Origin of the sequence: Kineococcus gurbantunggutensis, assembly GCF_050871925.1 — a bacterium.
Taxonomy (GTDB): Bacteria; Actinomycetota; Actinomycetes; order Actinomycetales; family Kineococcaceae; genus Kineococcus.
In genome coordinates this window covers 1-16,372 of the sequence record NZ_JBJLSG010000041.1, presented here as the reverse complement: position 1 = coordinate 16,372, position 16,372 = coordinate 1, and the positions used below count along the sequence as shown (strand labels likewise).

Here is a 16,372-nt window from a genome sequence, read left to right as displayed (position 1 = left end):
GTCCGCGCGTCCGGGGCGCCCGCGGGGCGGGCGGCGGGCCGGGCCTCAGCCGGTCGCGGACCCCGAGCGCACGTGCACCGCGACCAGCGCCACGTCGTCCTCGGCGCCGCGCGGCACCAGGCGCTCCAGCACCGCGTCGCACAGCTCGTCCAGGTCGGCGCCGGCGAGGTCGGCGACGGCGGCCACGAGGCGGTGCACGCCCACGTCGACGGGCTGGTCGCGCCGCTCGACGAGGCCGTCGGTGTACAGCAGCAGCGTGGAGCCCGGTTCCAGGAGCAGCTCGCGCTCGTGGCGCACCTGCTCGGCGTCGATGCCCAGCAGCAGGTCGTGCACCGGGCCCTCCAGCGCGCGCACCGCGCCGTCGGGGGCCAGCAGCACCGGCGGGGGGTGCCCGGCGTTCGCCCAGCGCAGCAGCGCGGCGCCCTCCCCGGCGGGGGCGCCGTCCGGCGCGCCGGCGGGTTCGATCGCCGCCACCACGGCCGTGGCCGTGGTGACCAGCCCGAGGGTCGCCATCGCCGCGTCCAGCCCGCGCAGCACCTCGCCCGGCGCGCCGGAGCCGGTGACGGCGACGCCGCGCAGCAGGTTGCGCACCTGGCTCATCGCGGCGGCGGCGTCCACGTCGTGGCCCATGACGTCGCCGATGACGACGAGCGTGGAGCCGCACGGGTGCGGGAACGCGTCGTACCAGTCGCCGCCGACCTGCGCGGCCTGCGCGGCGGGCTGGTAGCGCACGGCCACGCGCAGGTGCCCGGGGTGCACGGGGGCGGTGAGCAGGCTGCGCTGCAGCCCCTCGGCGATGCGCTGCTGGGCCCCGTACAGGCGCGCGTTGTCCAGCGCCAGGCCGGCGCGGTCGGCGATCTCGGTGGCGGTGAGCAGGTCGTCGGCGGAGAACGCCGGGCGGTGCGCGCCGCGGAACAGCGTGGTCGCGCCGACGATGCGCCCGCGCGCGCGCAGCGGCAGCACCACCATCGACTCCGGCGCCAGCTCGCGCACGACCCGCCGGGTGCGCTCGTCGCCCAGGTGCCGGCACAGCTCCCCGGCGGCGTCGGCCTGCACGACCACGTTGCGGCCGGTGGCGCGCGCGCGGTGCAGGGGCGCCCCGGCGTCCAGGGCGGGCAGGCGGTGCTCCTGGTACTCGCGCACCAGCGGCAGGCGGGCGGGGTCGACGTGCGCGGCGCCGACGTCGCGGAAGTCGCCGTGCTCGTCGAGGAGGGTGACCACGCACCAGTCGGCCAGCGTGGGCACCAGGTGCTGGCCGAGGCGGGCCACGCCCTCCTCGGCGTCGAGGGTCTCGGAGAGGTCCTCGCTGACGCCGACGAGGACCCGCAGCCGCTCGGCGGCCTGCGCGGTGGCGGCCGAGGCGCGCTCGGCCTCCTCCACGGCGGCGCGGCGGCCGGTGACGTCGTGGAAGTACACCGACAGCCCGTCGGGGGTGGGCCAGGCCCGCACCTCGTACCAGGCGTTGAGCGGCTCGGGGTAGTGCTCCTCGAACTCCACCGCCTGCCCGGTGGCCACGGCCGCGCGGTACTGCGTCTCGAAGCGGGCGCCGAGGGCGTCGGGGAACAGCTCCCACACGTCCCGGCCGAGCAGCTCGGTGCGCGAGCGGCCCAGCAGCTTCTCGGCGTGGGTGTTGACGTAGGTGAAGCGCCAGTCGCGGTCCAGGGAGAAGAACGCCGACGACATGGTCTCCAGCACGCGGGTGACGCGGGCGTCGGACTCGCGGTCGGTGGTGGTGTCGTAGGCGGCGCCGAGCATCCGCGCGGCCCGGCCGCCGGGGCCGGCCAGGACGGTGCCGCGGGCCTTGACCCAGCGCACGTCGCCGCTGGGGCGCACCACGCGGTACTCGGCCTCGTAGTCGCCGCACGCCTCGATCGCGGTGCGCAGCGCCTCCTGCACGCGGGGGAGGTCGTCGGGGTGCAGGACGCGGGTGAACTCCTCCAGGGGCCCGGTGAAGCGGGCGCGGGGGAAGCCGAACAGCTCGCGCAGCCGGTCGTCCCAGGTCAGCTCGCCGGTGGCGAGGTCCCAGTCGAAGCTGCCGATGCGGGCGGCGTCCACGGCGAGCTGCCAGCGCAGCTGGTCGGCGGGGTCCTCGGGGGCGGGCCCGCCGGCCAGCTCCAGGTGGGTGGCGAGGTCCTGCGCGAGCCGGACCAGGACGGCGGCGTCGTCCTCGTCGAAGGTGCGCGGGGCGGCGGCGAGCACGCCCAGGGCACCCAGGGCGGTGCCGTCGCGGCCGGTGAGGGGGACGGCGAGGACGGCGGTGCCCTCCGGCCCGCCGGCGGCCCCGCGCACGACGGCGCCGCTGCGGGCGGCCCGCGCGCACGCCTCGCCCAGCTCGTCGCCGCCGCGGTGCGCCCCGCCGCCCACCACGCCGGGCGCGTCGCCGGTCACCACGACGGGCGCGGCGGGCGGGGCGAGGGGTTCCAGGCGGCCGGCGTCGGCGCCGAGCAGGTGCACGGCGGCGCCCACCGCGCGGCGGGTGACGGGGTCCACAGCGGCGGACGTGCTTGTGCTCACCGAGCCTCCGTCGATCCCTGGCGGACCGGACACGGTGTCGCCGCTGGTGCGCCCGCTGCAGGACGCGCCTCATCCTAAGCGCGCGGTGGGGTCCTGGACACAGTGCGTCGATGAATCTGTCACCGAGCGTCACTGGGTGTGACCGGTGCCGGTCACCGGGCCGGCCGGCCGTACCGTGACCGCCCAGCGGCGGGCCCACCGGGGGCCCGCGCCGGGGAGGGGTCCGCGTGCGGCGGCGGGAGCGGGTGCCGGGCCGGCGGGTCGAGGTCGACGGGCTGCGCGTGCACTACCGCGAGGCCGCGTGGGCGCCACCGGGCTCCCCCGTCGTCGTCGCCGTCCACGGCCTGGGGCTGTCCGCCACCTCCATGCTGCCCCTGGCGCGCGAGCTGGCGCCGCGCCACCGCGTGCTGGTGCCGGACCTGCCCGGTCACGGCCGCTCGCAGCGCCCGCCCCGCGAACCGGGCGTGGCGGAGCTGTCGGACCTGCTGGCCCGCTTCGCGCAGCGCCTGGGGGTGCGCCGCGCCGCGTTCCTGGGCGGCTCCATCGGCGCGCAGGTCGTGATGAACCTCGCGGTGCGCCACCGGGAGCTGGCGCGGGCGCTGGTGCTGGTGGGCCCCACCCACGACCCCGGCGCGCCCTCGCCGTGGCAGCAGGCGGTGCGGGTGCTGCGCGACGCCGCCCGCGAGCGCTGGACGCTCACGCCGCTGGCGGCGGCGTCCTACCTCGACGCCGGCCCGGGGCGCATGTGGCGGCTCCTGGAGGACGCGCTGCGCCAGTCCCACGAGGGCCTGCAGCGCCTGGAGGTGCCCACGCTCGTGGTGCGCGGCGAGCGCGACCCGGTGGCCACGCAGCCGTGGGCCGAGCGCATCGCCCACCTGGCGCCCGAGGCGGACCTGCATGTGGTGCCCGGCGCCGCTCACGCGCCCAACTGGAGCCGCCCGCGCGAGCTGGCCGCGGTGGTCGAGGCGTTCCTCTCGCGCACCGGCGCCGCCTGACGACGCGCCCCGCGCGGGCTTTCGCCCTACGGTCAGGACGTGTCCAGCGGTCCCCACAGCACCCCCGGCCCGAACGACCCGCTGCAGCGGGTCGTCGTCGTCCTGAACCCCAACAGCACCGGCGCCGGGCCCGACAACGCCCGCGCGCTGCGCAAGGAGCTGGCCCGGCGCGCGCCGGGCCTGCCCGTGGAGCTGGTGGAGACCGAGCGCGCCGGGCACGCCGAGGAGCTCGCCCGCGAGCACGTCGCCCGCCACCCCGGCGTGCTGGTGGTCTCCGCCAGCGGCGACGGCGGCTACCACGAGGTCGTCAACGGGATCGTGGCCGCCGGCCGCGCCGGGCACACCGGCGGGCTGGCGGCGGTGCTGGCCTCCGGCAACGCCAACGACCACGCCACCGCCACCCAGCAGCGCCCCCTGGCCGACGCGATCGTCGACGTTGCCGGCGGCGCGCGCCCCGAGCGCATGGACCTGCTGGAGGTCGACACCGGCGACGGCCAGCCGCGGGTGGCGCACTCCTACGTCGGCGTGGGCATCAGCCCGGTGGCCGCCGCGGCCCTGAACGAGCACGACCTGGACGCGGTGAAGGAGACCGTGCTGGTCGTCAAGGCGTTCTGGAAGTACCGGCCGATGACGGTGGAGCACGAGGGCCGCCGCATCCGCATCGACAGCCTGGTGTTCGGCAACATCGACCGGATGGCCAAGTACGCCCAGCTCTCGGACGACTCCGCCGTCGACGACGGCCGCTTCGAGGTGCTGCTCATCAAGCACCGCAGCAAGCTGCGGCTGCTGGCGGAGTTCCTGCGCGTCGTGCACGGCAAGCACCCGGTGCAGTCGCGCTCGGAGCCGTACGAGTTCCGCACCCGCAACCCCATGCCGCTGCAGCTGGACGGCGAGGTGCACCCGGTGGGCGGCGGGGTGCGGGTGCGGGTGCGCTGCCTGCCGCTGGCGCTGCGCACCGTGCGCTGACGCCCCTCCCCGCGCGGGCCGCGGGGGCCGCCCGGGGGCGTCAGGCGGTGCTGCCCGCGCGGCCGCGGCGCTTCTCGCGGTACATCAGCGCGTCGGCGCGGGCCAGCAGCGCCTCCACGAGGTCCTCCACGTCGCCGCTCGCGCCGGCGGCCAGGCGCTCCTCGCGCAGCCGGCGCGGCGACTCGCGCACCGCGCCGGTGCTGGCGGAGGCGGCCAGGGCGGTGCCCGCGACGCTGAAGGGCTCGCCCACCACCGCGCGCAGCCGCTGCGCCACGGCCTCGGCGGGCACGTCCTCGCGCACGAGCACGGCGAACTCGTCCCCGCCCCAGCGGGCGGCGTGGTCCTCGCCGCGCACGCACGAGGCCAGCCGCCGGCCCACCGCGCGCAGCAGCTCGTCGCCGGCGGCGTGCCCGAGGGTGTCGTTGACCTCCTTGAAGCGGTCGAGGTCGACGAAGGCGACGACGACGTGCCCGCCGGTGCGCAGGCCCTCGGCGACGGCGCCGGCGAGCACCTCGGAGAAGCGGCGCCGGTTCACCAGGCCGGTGAGGGGGTCCACGTGGGCGACGACCTCCAGGGCCCGGCGCTGCTCCTCGGCGGTGGCCAGCAGCGCGCGGTGGTCGTGCACCACGAGGTACTGCCGCAGCAGCACCAGGGAGATCATCGCCACGAGGGCGACGAGCGCGTCGCGGTCGGGCTGGGACCACAGCCGGTGCACGGCCAGCGCCGCGGTGGGCACGAACGCCACGTACGGCACGGCGACGCCCCAGCGGGTGGGCTCGTCCGCGCGCGCCACGGGCGGCGGCAGCGGGTTGCGCGGGTCGGCGGCGACGGCGAACAGGCCGAAGCCGGCCAGCCAGCACACGTCGGCGAGCCCGCCGGTGGTGAAGCCGCCCGGGGTGGTCAGGGCCGCGAAGTACAGCACGTCGCCGGTGGTGACGAGCCCGCCGCCGGCCAGGGCCAGCACCAGGGGCCGGGTGGGGCCGCCGTGCAGCAGCGACATCGCCGTCACCGTCAGGTAGGCCACGCCCAGGACCTGGAAGGCCAGCGGGAAGACGAACTCCACCGGCTGGCGCCCCAGGTGGGGCAGGGCGTCGTCCAGCCACAGCAGCACGACCACGGTCAGCAGGGCGCAGCCCAGCAGGGTGCCGTCGATGAGGGTGCGCGCGCCCAGGGTGCCGGAGCTGCGCATGCGCAGGAACGAGGCCGCGGCGGTGCAGGCGAGCAGCCCCCACACCAGGAACGGCAGGTCGGCGGCGGTGGTGGAGCTCGCGTCCAGCCCGCCGAGGTCCATCGCGACGAAGACGACCTGCCCCAGCGCCCAGCTCAGCAGCCCGCAGCCGAGCAGGCCCCAGGTGCGGCGCAGCGGGCGCGGCAGGGGCCGGCGCAGCGCCATGCGCAGGCAGCGGGCGGCCGCGGTCGCGGGCACCACCACCTCGGCCACCCCCAGGACGGCGCGCCCGACGGTGCCGGAGGGGCCCGCCAGGTGCGCGGCGCCGACGACGGCGGCCAGGGCGAGGCCCAGCAGCAGCAGCGGCCCGCGCACGACGCGCAGGGCAGCCGCCGCCTCCCGAGGACCGCGTCGCTGGATCACCCCATGGTCGTCGGCGCGCGCGGCACCCGCCTGCACGGTGCCGGGAGCACGTCCCCCGGACGGGTGAGCGCGACCACCCGTCCGGCCGCCGCCCGCCGTGGGGTCAGCGCTCCTCGGCCGGGCCGCCGGCGGGCGCGTCGGAGGGTGCGTCGGCGGGTGCGTCGGCGGGGCGGGCCAGGCGCAGCAGCGGCTCGGTGGACAGCCGGTGCCGCACCAGGTTCAGCCCGGCGGCGATCAGCAGGACGGCCAGCAGGGCCAGCGGCCAGGCGTCCAGGGCGACCGCCGCGCACAGCAGCAGCAGGCCGGGCAGCGGCAGCAGGCCCGCGGGCACGCGGTTCCACCAGCGCGGCTGCAGCACGGAGGCCGCGTACCACCAGGCCACGGCGACGACGCGCTCGTCGGGGTGGCGGCGGCCCTGCCGGGCCAGGACCAGCACGTCGCGGCGGTCCTCGGCGGGCAGGGCGCGGAAGGCGCGGATCGCCGCCGCGCGCCGCTGCGCGGGCAGCTCGGGGGCGGTGACGCTCACGGGGGACCTCCTGGGGCGGCGCGCCGGGCGCGCGGGGACGGGTGCGGAGGGCATGGGATTCGAACCCATGAGGAAGGAGTGGGTACCTCCCTAGCGGTTTTCAAGACCGCCGCCTTCAACCACTCGGCCAGCCCTCCCGGCGTCCGCCAGTCTACGGACCGGTCCGGACGCGCCCGCCGCCCCCGGCCCCCCGGCGCCCCGGCGCGGGGCGCCTCAGCGCCGGGTGGTCAGCGGGGCCAGCGCGCGCGCCATGTCGCGGGCGCGGGGCAGGTCGCGCGCGGAGGCGGGGCGGCGCACGGCGAGGACGCCCTCGCACGGCTCCGGGTCGGTGACGTCCAGGACCACGGCGCGCCCGTCGGCGAGCATGGCGTCCAGCAGGCGCTCGGCGTCGGGCAGGGCCACGACGACCCGGGTGCGCAGCAGGTGCCCGACGGCGGTGGTGCGCGCCAGGCGCAGCAGGAGCTTCTCGTCGTCGAGGTGGCTCAGCTCGGGGCGGCGCATCAGCAGGCGGGCCAGGGCGGCGATCTCGGCCGCGGAGGCGGGCGGCGGCGCGGCGGTCCCCCGGGCGGCGGGGTGGGCGGTGCTGCGGCGCGGGCGGTGGTCCACGGTGGCCTCCTCGGGGGGTGCGGGCGGGCACCGGCCCCCGTGGCCGGCCCGCTCCCTGAGGTTGTCGGGCCCCGCGGCGCGTCCCGTGATGGGCCATCCGGGGGGTGGGCGCCCCCGCGCCCGGCGCTGCGAGCGCGGGACACCGGCGGCCGCCCTCCACTACACAGGGAGGGTGAGCACGGACACGGGCACGCACGGGGGCGGGGGCGCGGGCGGGGGCGGGGAGGGCGCGGGGGACCTGCCGGAGCTGCTGCGCCGGCGCGAGCAGGACCTGCGCAGCCTGCTGGCGGCCCTGCCGCTGGGGGTGCTGGTCGTCGGCGCCGACGGGGTGCGCGCGGTCAACCGGGCCGCCGAGGAGGTCTTCGGCGTGCGGGGCGCGGCGGCGTTCGCCGACGTCTTCCCGCGCAGCTCCCCCGACGCGCCGCCCTTCGCGGTGCGCCGCGCCGACGAGCCGGGCCGGGAGCCGGTGGAGGTCGCCGGCCGCGGCGCGGACGGCGCGCTGTTCCCGGTGGAGGTCACCGTCTCGCCGGGGCCGCGGCCGGGCACCGCGCTGGTGCTGGTGCGCGACCTGCGCGGCGCGGCGCGCGCCGAGGTGGAGCTGCGCCGCCAGCGCAGCCTCACCGAGCTGCTGCTGGAGTCCACCACCGACGGCGTGCTGGGCACCGACCGCGACGGGCGGGTGCTGTTCGCCAACACCGCGGTGCGCCGGCTGCTGCGCCAGCGGGCCGGGGACCTGGTGGGGCGGCCGCTGGCCGAGGTGGGCCGCCCCCCGCGGGAGGCGCAGGAGGAGGGGGCGCAGGGGCCCTCGCTGGCCGAGGTGGCCGCCGCCGGCACCGGCGGGCGGGTGGTGCTGTGGTGCCGCGACGGGGTGCCCCGCCCGGCGCAGGTCAGCGTCTCCCCCGTGGTCACCGGCGAGGAGACCGTCGGCAGCGTGCTGACGGTGCGCGATGCCACCGAGCAGGAGCGGGTGGAGGAGCTGAAGCGGCAGTTCACCGCGGTGGTCAGCCACGAGCTGCGCACCCCCCTCACCGCGATCAAGGCGAGCCTGCGGCTGGTGACCAGCGGGGTGCTGGGGCCGCTGCCGGAGGAGCCGGCGCGGCTGCTGCGCATCGCGGACGAGAACGCCGACCGCCTCGCGGCGCTCGTGAACGACATCCTCGACGTGGAGCGGCTGGACGCCGGCACCATGCCGCTGGAGCCGCGGGACACCGACCTGGCGGAGCTGGCGCGCGCCGGGGTGGAGCAGCTGGGCAGCACCGCCACCGCCGCCGGGGTGGAGCTGGTGCTCACCGCCGCCGAGCCCGCCCCCGTGCACGCCGACCCGCTGCGCGTGGCGCAGGCCCTGGCGAACCTGGTGGGCAACGCGGTGAAGTTCAGCGAGGCCGGCGGGCGGGTGGAGGTGAGCTGCCGGCGCAGCGGGCGCGAGGCGCGGCTGGCGGTGCGCGACGAGGGCCGCGGCATCCCGCACGACCAGCTCGAGGCCGTCTTCGACCGCTTCCGCCAGGTCTACGCCTCCGACGCGCAGCGCCAGTCCGGCAGCGGCCTGGGCCTGGCGATCACCAAGGGGATCGTCGAGCGCAGCGGCGGGCGGGTGGAGCTGCGCAGTCGGCTGAACGAGGGAAGCGAGTTCACGATCGTGCTGCCGCTGGCCGACACCCGGGAGGACGAACCCGACACCTGACCCGATGGGAGGCCCCCCGTGGCGCGCACCGTCCTCGTCGTGGACGACGAACCGCACCTGCGGGAGCTGGCCGCCCTCAGCCTGGAGCGCGTGGGCGGCTTCACCGCCCTGACCGCCGGCTCGGCCGCCGAGTGCCTGGCCGCCGTCGAGGAGCACCGGCCCGACCTGGTGCTGCTGGACGCGATGATGCCCGGCACCGACGGGCCCGGGACGCTGGCGCTGCTGCGCGCGCACGCGGCCGGCGCCGGCGTGCCGGTGGTGTTCCTCACCGCCAGCGTGCAGCGGCACCAGGTGCAGGCGCTGGGGGCGCTGGACGTGCTGGGGGTGCTCGGCAAGCCGTTCGACCCGCTGGAGCTGCCGGCGCAGGTGCGCGAGCTGGCGGGGTGGGGGGCGTGACCGCCACCGCCGCCGAGCCCGTCGCCGCGCCCACCGCCGGCCGCACCGCCCTCGTCGTCGACGACGACGAGCTGATCTCCCACCTGGTCTGCGCGGGCCTGCGCGCCGCCGGCATGACGGTGGTCACCGCCTCCGACGGGCGCGAGGCCCTGCTGCGGCTGGCCGAGGCCGTGCCCGACGTCGTCGTCTCCGACGTGAACATGCCCGGCATGGACGGCTTCGCGCTGGTCAGCCGGCTGCGCGCCGAACCCGCCACCCGCGCGGTGCCGCTGGTGTTCCTCACCTCCCGCGCGGACCCCTCCGACGCGCTGGCCGCGCTGCGCCTGGGCGCCGACGACTACGTGCGCAAGCCCTTCGACCTGCCCGAGCTGGTGGCGCGGGTCACCGCGAAGCTGGACCGCCCGCCGGTGCCGGTGGAGCAGCTCCTGCGCGACCCGCGCACCGGGCTGCTGTCGGCGTCGGCGCTGGCCGAGGAGTGCGCCCGCGAGGCGGCCCGGGCGGCGGCCGGCGGGCGCGACGGCGCGCTGGCGGTGCTGGAGGTGGCCGAGCTGGCGGCCCTGCGCGCCCGCTTCGGCGCGCGCGGCGAGGCGGAGCTGGCCACGCAGCTCACCGCCGCGCTGGAGGCCGCGGCGGCCGGCGTCGCCGGGGCGCGCGCGGGGCGCGCCGGCGGCGGGCGCTTCGCCCTGCTGCTGCCGGACACCGGCGCCGAGGAGGTGCAGCGGCTGCTGCTGGCGCTGTCCGAGCAGGTGGTGCGCCGCCGGGTCACCGTCTCCGGCGAGGCGCTGGACGTCACCCCCGTCGTGGGGTGGGTGAGCCTGTCGGACGCGGCCGGCGCCGAGCACCCCGACGACCCGGACGCCGACGCGCGCGCCGGCACCGGCGAGCGCGCCCTGGCCCTGGCCGGCACCGCCGCGGACGGCGCCGGCCTGCACCTGGACCTGCAGCCGGTGCGCTGGACGGCGGACATGGTCCCCGCCGCGCCGGCCGCGCCCGCCGCGGGCACCGGCGCGGCGGGCGCCGCGGCGCGGTGGCGGCGGTGGCGCTCGCGGCTGCGCACCCCGTGGCAGGTGGCGCTGACGCTGCTGCTGGGGATCGTGGCGCCGTTCTGCGCCTACGCGGGGCTGTGGCTGTTCGCCGGGGTGGACGTCGGCGAGGCGGCGTACCTGCTCGTCGTGGCCGCGCTGGTGGTGACGGCGGCGGCGATCTGGGCCGAGGGCCTGCTGGCGCTGGACCCGGTGCGCCCGCCGGCCGACACCGGCGGGCCGTACCCGCGCGCCTCGGCCATCATCGCCGCGTACCTGCCCAACGAGGCCCTGACGATCGTGGAGACCGTCGAGGCGTTCCTGGCGCAGGACTACCCCGGCGAGCTGCAGGTCGTCCTGGCCTACAACGGCCCCGACCGGCTGCCGGTGGAGGACGCGCTGGAGGCGATCGCCGCGCGCGACCCGCGCTTCGTGCCCCTGCGGGTGGACGGCTCCACCTCCAAGGCGCAGAACGTCAACGCGGGCCTGGCGGTGGTGACCGGGGAGTTCGTCGGCGTGTTCGACGCCGACCACCACCCCGACCCCAGCTCGTTCCGGCGCGCCTGGCGCTGGCTGGGCGGGGGGTACGACGTCGTGCAGGGCCACTGCGTGGTGCGCAACGGCGACGCGAGCTGGGTGGCGCGCACCACCGCGGTGGAGTTCGAGTCCATCTACGCCGTCAGCCACCCGGGCCGGGCCCGGCTGCACGGGTTCGGCGTGTTCGGCGGCTCCAACGGCTACTGGCGCACCGACCTGCTGCGGCTGACCCGCATGCACGGCTTCATGCTCACCGAGGACATCGACTCCAGCCTGCGCGTGGTGGAGAACGGCGGGCGCATCGCCAACGACCCCGCGCTGCTCTCGCGAGAGCTGGCGCCGACCACCCTGCGGGCGACGTGGAACCAGCGGATGCGCTGGGCGCAGGGCTGGTTCCAGGTCTCGCGCAAGCACCTGCGGCGCGCGTGGGCCTCGCCGGAGCTGACGCTGCGGCAGAAGCTGGGCATGACGTTCCTGCTGGGCTGGCGCGAGGTGTACCCGTGGATCTCGCTGCAGGCGTACCCCGTCGTGGCGTTCCTGGCCTGGCGCGCCGGCGGGCCGCAGAACCTGGACTGGGTGGTGCCCACGTTCCTGCTCACCGGCCTGTTCACCTGCTCGGTGGGCCCGGGGCAGACGCTGTTCGCCCGGCGCCTGGCGGTGCCGGAGGTGCGCCGCCAGCGCGGGTGGTTCCTGCGGTACCTGTTCGTCTCGTCGTTCTTCTACACGGAGTTCAAGAACGTCATCGCGCGCGTCGCGCAGATCAAGGAGTTCACCGGTGAACGGGAGTGGAAGGTGACCCCGCGCAGCGTGCCGGTGGCCGCGTCGGGGGTGCCGGTGCTGCCGGCGCCCCGGGACGGGGGCGCGGCGTGAACGAGGTCGACGCGATGCGCGCGCTGACGGCGGACCTGTGGGAGCAGCTGCGCCCGCTGGTGCGGGCCCGGCTGTCCCAGCTCGACGAGTGGGTGGCCCGCGGCCAGGGGCTCGCGGGCCGCGCGGAGGCGGTGCGCACCGCGCACAACCTCTCCGGCTCCCTGGGCAGCTACGGCCGCCACGACGGCTCGCGGGTGGCGCGCGAGCTGGAGCGGGCGCTGCTGGAGGACGCCAGCCCCGCGCTCGTCGTGGACCTCGTCGCCGCCCTGCACCGGGCGGTGGACGCGTGAGCGCCGCGGCGCCCGCGGGCCGCTCGGCGGCGCGCCCGGAGGCGGACCGGCTGCTGGGCCTGGAGGGCTACCGCGCCGTCGCGGCCCTGCTGGTGCTCGTCTACCACGTCTACCAGAACCTGCGCGTGGACGGGCGCCTGCTGCTGGAGGGCACCTGGGCGGGCGAGCTGGTGCAGTCGCTGACCTCCGTCATCGACATGTTCTTCGTGCTCTCCGCGTTCCTGCTGGCCCTGCCGTACCTGCGCCGGGCCCTGACCGGCGAGCGACCCCTGGCGGCGGCGGAGTTCCTGCGCCGGCGGGCGGTGCGCGTGGTGCCGCTGTACTACGTCGTGGTGCTGGTGGTGTGGGTGACCCGCAACGGGGAGCTGCCGGGGCACTGGCAGGAGCTGGTGCAGCACCTGACGTTCACGCAGACCTTCGACGACGAGCGCATCTTCCACCTCGTCGGCCCGGCCTGGTCCCTGGCGGTGGAGGTGCAGTTCTACGTGGTGATCGCGCTGCTGGGCAGCGGGGTCTGCGCGTGGTGCCGTCGCCTGGTGCGGCGCGGGGCCCGGATCGCCGTCGCCGCCGCCTCCGGCGCGGTGCTCGTGCTGGCCGGGCTGGGCTGGAAGCTGGGCGCCATCGCCCTGGACCGGCCCGAGGACGACTGGAGCACCTGGTTCTCGCTGCCGGCCAAGCTGGACGTGTTCGGCTTCGGGGTGCTGCTGGCGGTGGTGTTCGCCGTGCGCGGCACCGACCCCGCCCCGCGCGCGGCGGCGCTGCTCACCCTGCCGGCCGCGGCCCTGCTGCTGGCGGGCGTGCAGCTGGGCACCCGGGAGGGCACGGTGACCGAGCTGCGCCACACCCTCATCGGCGCCGGTTTCGCGTTCGTGCTGGCCGCCACCGTGCTGGCCGGGCCGCGCTCGGCGCTGGTGCGGGCGCTGCAGTGGCGGCCCCTGCTGCTGCTGGCCCTGCTCAGCTACAGCCTGTACCTGTGGCACGAGCCGCTGATGCTGTGGATGAGCGACCTGCCGTTCTGGCCGCAGACCTCCTCCCCCGGCGCGATCGCGTTCGGCGTCGCCCTGCTGCTGCCGGTCGCTCTGGTGGTCGCGGCGGTGAGCTGCTTCCTGGTGGAGCAGCCCGCGGCCACCCTGCGGCACACCCGCACCGCCGACGGCCGCCCGCGCCTGTACTACGGCGAGGGCGCCGGCTGAGGCCGGTCAGCTGGGCGGACCCGGGGACCTGCGCTCACAGGAACCCGGCGATGCCGGTGACGGCCTCGGTGAGCATCCGGTCGTGCAGGTGCTCGTCGATCTCGCCGGCCACCAGGCGGTGGTCGAGCACGCGGCGCACCAGCTCCAGCGCGTCGGTGCGCGCCACGGTGCCCCCGGCGCCGCCCACGGCGGGCAGCACCTCCAGGGTGCGCCCGTCGCCGTGGTCGGGCCCGGCCAGCCACGGCCCGCCGCCGTCGCGGGCGACGAGGCGGTGCAGGTGCTCCGGGTCCACCGCCAGCACGGCGTGCGCGATCCGGTCGAGGTCGAGGACGTCCGTCTGCTCACCGGCCATGGGCACCACCCTGGCACCGGCGGGCCCGGCCCGCGCGCCCGGCGCTCAGGCCGACTCGCGCAGCACCAGGCGGTGCTCCACCCGCCGCACCGTGCCCTCGCCGTCGGCGCTGAGCCGCCCCGCGTGCAGCGCCAGCGCCAGGTCCACCGCCTCGCGCGCCACCTGCGCCATGTCCACCGCCAGCGTCGTCAGGCGCGGGGTCACCCACGCCCCCAGCGCCAGGCCGTCCACGCCGACCACGCGCACGTCGCCGGGCACGTCCACGCCCAGGCGGCGGCACGCGGTCAGCGCCCCCAGCGCCACCAGGTCGTTCCACGCCAGCAGCGCGTCGGGCCGGGGACCGGGGCGCTGCAGCAGGGCCGCCACCGCCGCCGCGCCCCCCTCGACGTCCTCGCGCCCGGCGCCGGTGCGGCCCAGCTCCAGGCCGGCCGCGGCGAAGGCGTCGCGCGCGCGGTGGAACCGCCGGGCCGGTTCGGCGCCGCGCGCCACGTCCACCATCACCGGCCGGCGCACCCCGGCCGCGCGCAGGTGCGCGGCCAGCGCGTCCAGCGCCGGGCGCGGGTCCAGCTCCACCGCCCCGCCGGGGTGGCGCGGGCCGGAGGGGTCCACGTCCACCAGCGGGACCCCCTGCAGCGCCGCCGCCTCCCCCGCCGCGTGCGGGAAGTAGCCGACCACGGCGTCGCTCTGGCGGGCCAGGTCGGCGAGCTGGGCGGCGGTGTCGCCGGCGGCGGCGGTGTCGACCAGCACGACGTTCCAGCCCTCGCGCGCGGCGAACCGCACCGTGGCCGAGGCGAACTCCGGGTAGTACGGGTTCGTCAGGTCCGCCACCAGCAGCCCCAGGGTCAGCCGGCGCCCGGCCCCGGCCAGGCCGCGCCCGTAGCGGGAGGGCCGGTACCCCAGCTCGCGCGCCACCGCCAGGACGCGCTCGCGGGTGACGGGGCTGATCTCGCCGGTGCCGTTGACCGCGCGGGAGACCGTCTGCCGGGAGACCCCGGCGCGCGCGGCCACGTCGTAGATGGTCGCCGGGCGCTGCACGCGCCGGATGCTCGCAGACGCCCCGGGCACCGACAACCGCCCGGCCGGGGCCGTACCGTGCTGGGGTGACGAGCACCACCACCCCCGCGACCGGCGGGGACACCGGCGGGGACACCGGCGGGGGCGCCGGCGCGGGCGCCCTGGACGCGCTGCTGGCCGGGGTGGGCGACGCCTCCGCCGCGCCGGGCGACCTGCTGGCGGTGTCCACCGACCGCTCGGGCACGCCCCCCGGCACCGCGGCCCGCGCGGTGGTGCGCCCGCGCACGGCCGCGGAGGTGCAGCACGTGCTGCGCTGGTGCACCGCCACCGGCACGCCCGTGGTGCCGCGCGGGGCGGGCAGCGGGCTGGCCGGGGCGGCCGTCGCCGAGGCCGGCGGGGTGGTGCTGGACCTCAGCCGCATGGACCGGATCGTGGAGCTGGACCCGGCCGAGCAGGTCGCCGTCGTCGAGCCGGGCGTGGTCACCGCCGACCTGGACGCCGCGGCCGCCGCGCACGGGCTGATGTTCGCCCCCGACCCCGGCAGCGTCGGCATCTCCACCGTCGGCGGCAACATCGCCACCAACGCCGGCGGCCTGCGCGGGGCCAAGCACGGCGTGACCCGCGACGCCGTCCTGGGCCTGGACGTCGTGCTCGCCGACGGGCGGCTGATCAGCGTGGGCCGGCGCACCGTCAAGGGCGTCACCGGCTACGACCTGGTCTCCCTGTTCACCGGCTCGGAGGGCACCCTGGGCGTCGTGGTGTGCGCCACCGTGCGCCTGCTGCCGCGCCCGCAGCACGTGACCACCGCGGCCGCGTTCTTCCCCGCCGTGGAGGACGCCGCCGGCGCCGCCGCCGCGATCACCGCCTCGGGGGTGCGCCCGCTGCTGCTGGAGCTCGTCGACGGCCCGGTGCTCGCCGCGATCGACGCCGCGCGCGGCAGCGACCTGGCCGCGCGCGGCGCGGCGTTCCTGCTGGTGCAGACCGACGGCACCGGCGCCGCGCAGGAGATGGAGAGGCTGGTGGAGGTGGTGCGCCCCTTCGCCTCCTCCGTGCGGACCGCCGCCGACCCGGCGGAGGCGGAGCGGCTGGTCGCCGCGCGCCGCGACGCGCTGCCGTCGCTGGAGCGGCTGGGCCGGCTGCTCATCGAGGACGTCGCGGTGCCGCGCTCGCGGCTGCCGGAGGCGGTGCGCGGGGTGAAGGAGGCCGGCGCGCGGCACGGCGTGCCCGTGTACGTCGTCGCGCACGCCGGCGACGGGAACCTGCACCCGGTGCTGCTGCTGGAGGGCGACCACGACGGCACGGGGATCCCGCCGGCCGCGCAGCGCGCCGCCGACGACATCTTCGCGCTGGCGCTGGAGCTGGGCGGTACCGTCACCGGCGAGCACGGCGTCGGGACGCTCAAGCTCGCCCACGCCGCGCGCGAGCTCGGCGAGGACGTCCTGGGCCTGCAGCAGCAGCTCAAGGCGGTGTTCGACCCGGCCGGCGTGCTCAACCCCGGCAAGGCCCTGCCCGCACCCGCGAACGGAACGAGGAACCCGCGATGACCACCACCCCCGGCGAGGTCGACGGCCGCCTGCGGTACCGGCTGCTCACCGGCACCGACGACCGCGCGTTCTGCGAGAAGGTCAGCGCCGCCCTCGCCGACGGCTACGTCCTGCACGGCTCCCCCGCGCTGACGTTCGACGGCGAGCGCGTCGTCACCGCCCAGGCCGTCGTCCTGCCCGGCGCCCCGGCCCCCCGCTTCGTGCCCGTCGAGGCCTGAGAACCCCGGACCCGCGACGTCGAACCCGCGGTGGTCGAGGAAGTGGCCACTTCCTCG

15 protein-coding genes and 1 tRNA gene are annotated in these 16,372 nt (G+C 78.0%); 9 read left to right on the top strand and 7 right to left on the bottom strand.

Annotated elements, in window-relative coordinates:
* Positions 1 to 45: 45 nt before the first annotated feature.
* Positions 46 to 2,514 (bottom strand): SpoIIE family protein phosphatase, encoded by a 2,469-nt coding sequence (locus ACRYR7_RS10230; RefSeq protein ID WP_432571983.1) that lies wholly within the window; start codon positions 2,512 to 2,514, stop codon positions 46 to 48.
* Between the two features lie 227 nt (positions 2,515 to 2,741).
* On the opposite strand from ACRYR7_RS10230, the gene ACRYR7_RS10225 reads away from it, so the two are divergent.
* Positions 2,742 to 3,509, top strand: a complete 768-nt coding sequence (locus ACRYR7_RS10225; RefSeq protein ID WP_432571982.1) for an alpha/beta fold hydrolase — start codon at positions 2,742 to 2,744, stop codon at positions 3,507 to 3,509.
* 39 nt (positions 3,510 to 3,548) lie between these two features.
* Positions 3,549 to 4,475, top strand: a complete 927-nt coding sequence (locus tag ACRYR7_RS10220; RefSeq protein WP_432571981.1) for a diacylglycerol/lipid kinase family protein — start codon at positions 3,549 to 3,551, stop codon at positions 4,473 to 4,475.
* A gap of 40 nt (positions 4,476 to 4,515) precedes the next feature.
* Here ACRYR7_RS10220 and ACRYR7_RS10215 read toward each other — a convergent pair whose 3' ends face one another.
* From ACRYR7_RS10215 to ACRYR7_RS10200, 4 genes are all read right to left on the bottom strand, one after another.
* The gene (locus tag ACRYR7_RS10215) at positions 4,516 to 6,066 is read right to left on the bottom strand and encodes a diguanylate cyclase domain-containing protein (protein ID WP_432571980.1); all 1,551 of its coding nucleotides are present in this window, start codon (positions 6,064 to 6,066) and stop codon (positions 4,516 to 4,518) included.
* Positions 6,067 to 6,169: 103 nt separating this feature from the next.
* Positions 6,170 to 6,592 carry a hypothetical protein gene (locus ACRYR7_RS10210; protein ID WP_432571979.1) on the bottom strand — a complete coding sequence of 141 codons (423 nt, stop codon included), beginning with the start codon at positions 6,590 to 6,592 and terminating at the stop codon, positions 6,170 to 6,172.
* A gap of 44 nt (positions 6,593 to 6,636) precedes the next feature.
* Positions 6,637 to 6,729, bottom strand: a tRNA-Ser gene (locus ACRYR7_RS10205).
* 76 nt (positions 6,730 to 6,805) lie between these two features.
* Entirely contained in the window at positions 6,806 to 7,198 is a 393-nt protein-coding gene (locus tag ACRYR7_RS10200) for a hypothetical protein (protein ID WP_432571978.1), read from the bottom strand.
* Between the two features lie 172 nt (positions 7,199 to 7,370).
* Between ACRYR7_RS10200 and ACRYR7_RS10195 the strand changes: the two genes are divergently transcribed.
* The 5 genes from ACRYR7_RS10195 to ACRYR7_RS10175 are packed head-to-tail and all read left to right on the top strand — an operon-like array spanning position 7,371 to position 13,187.
* Positions 7,371 to 8,879 (top strand): sensor histidine kinase, encoded by a 1,509-nt coding sequence (locus tag ACRYR7_RS10195; RefSeq protein ID WP_432571977.1) that lies wholly within the window; start codon positions 7,371 to 7,373, stop codon positions 8,877 to 8,879.
* 18 nt (positions 8,880 to 8,897) lie between these two features.
* Positions 8,898 to 9,275, top strand: coding sequence for a response regulator (locus ACRYR7_RS10190; protein ID WP_432571976.1), 378 nt, complete (start codon positions 8,898 to 8,900; stop codon positions 9,273 to 9,275).
* On the top strand, positions 9,272 to 11,704 hold the full coding sequence (locus tag ACRYR7_RS10185; protein ID WP_432571975.1) for a response regulator: 2,433 nt from the start codon (positions 9,272 to 9,274) through the stop codon (positions 11,702 to 11,704). Before ACRYR7_RS10190 ends, ACRYR7_RS10185 begins: the two co-directional genes overlap by 4 nt.
* Positions 11,701 to 11,994, top strand: coding sequence for an Hpt domain-containing protein (locus tag ACRYR7_RS10180; RefSeq protein WP_432571974.1), 294 nt, complete (start codon positions 11,701 to 11,703; stop codon positions 11,992 to 11,994). The genes ACRYR7_RS10185 and ACRYR7_RS10180 overlap by 4 nt, the downstream gene beginning before the upstream one ends.
* Positions 11,991 to 13,187 (top strand): acyltransferase family protein, encoded by a 1,197-nt coding sequence (locus ACRYR7_RS10175; RefSeq protein ID WP_432571973.1) that lies wholly within the window; start codon positions 11,991 to 11,993, stop codon positions 13,185 to 13,187. Before ACRYR7_RS10180 ends, ACRYR7_RS10175 begins: the two co-directional genes overlap by 4 nt.
* Before the next feature lie 34 nt (positions 13,188 to 13,221).
* Here ACRYR7_RS10175 and ACRYR7_RS10170 read toward each other — a convergent pair whose 3' ends face one another.
* The gene (locus ACRYR7_RS10170) at positions 13,222 to 13,539 is read right to left on the bottom strand and encodes a hypothetical protein (protein ID WP_432571972.1); all 318 of its coding nucleotides are present in this window, start codon (positions 13,537 to 13,539) and stop codon (positions 13,222 to 13,224) included.
* Positions 13,540 to 13,584: 45 nt separating this feature from the next.
* Positions 13,585 to 14,574 carry a LacI family DNA-binding transcriptional regulator gene (locus ACRYR7_RS10165; RefSeq protein WP_432571971.1) on the bottom strand — a complete coding sequence of 330 codons (990 nt, stop codon included), beginning with the start codon at positions 14,572 to 14,574 and terminating at the stop codon, positions 13,585 to 13,587.
* A 65-nt stretch (positions 14,575 to 14,639) separates the two neighbouring features.
* On the opposite strand from ACRYR7_RS10165, the gene ACRYR7_RS10160 reads away from it, so the two are divergent.
* Together ACRYR7_RS10160 and ACRYR7_RS10155 are read left to right on the top strand one after the other, a co-directional pair.
* On the top strand, positions 14,640 to 16,097 hold the full coding sequence (locus ACRYR7_RS10160; protein ID WP_432571970.1) for an FAD-binding oxidoreductase: 1,458 nt from the start codon (positions 14,640 to 14,642) through the stop codon (positions 16,095 to 16,097).
* Positions 16,094 to 16,315 carry a DUF1737 domain-containing protein gene (locus ACRYR7_RS10155; protein ID WP_432571969.1) on the top strand — a complete coding sequence of 74 codons (222 nt, stop codon included), beginning with the start codon at positions 16,094 to 16,096 and terminating at the stop codon, positions 16,313 to 16,315. Before ACRYR7_RS10160 ends, ACRYR7_RS10155 begins: the two co-directional genes overlap by 4 nt.
* Positions 16,316 to 16,372: the final 57 nt, after the last annotated feature.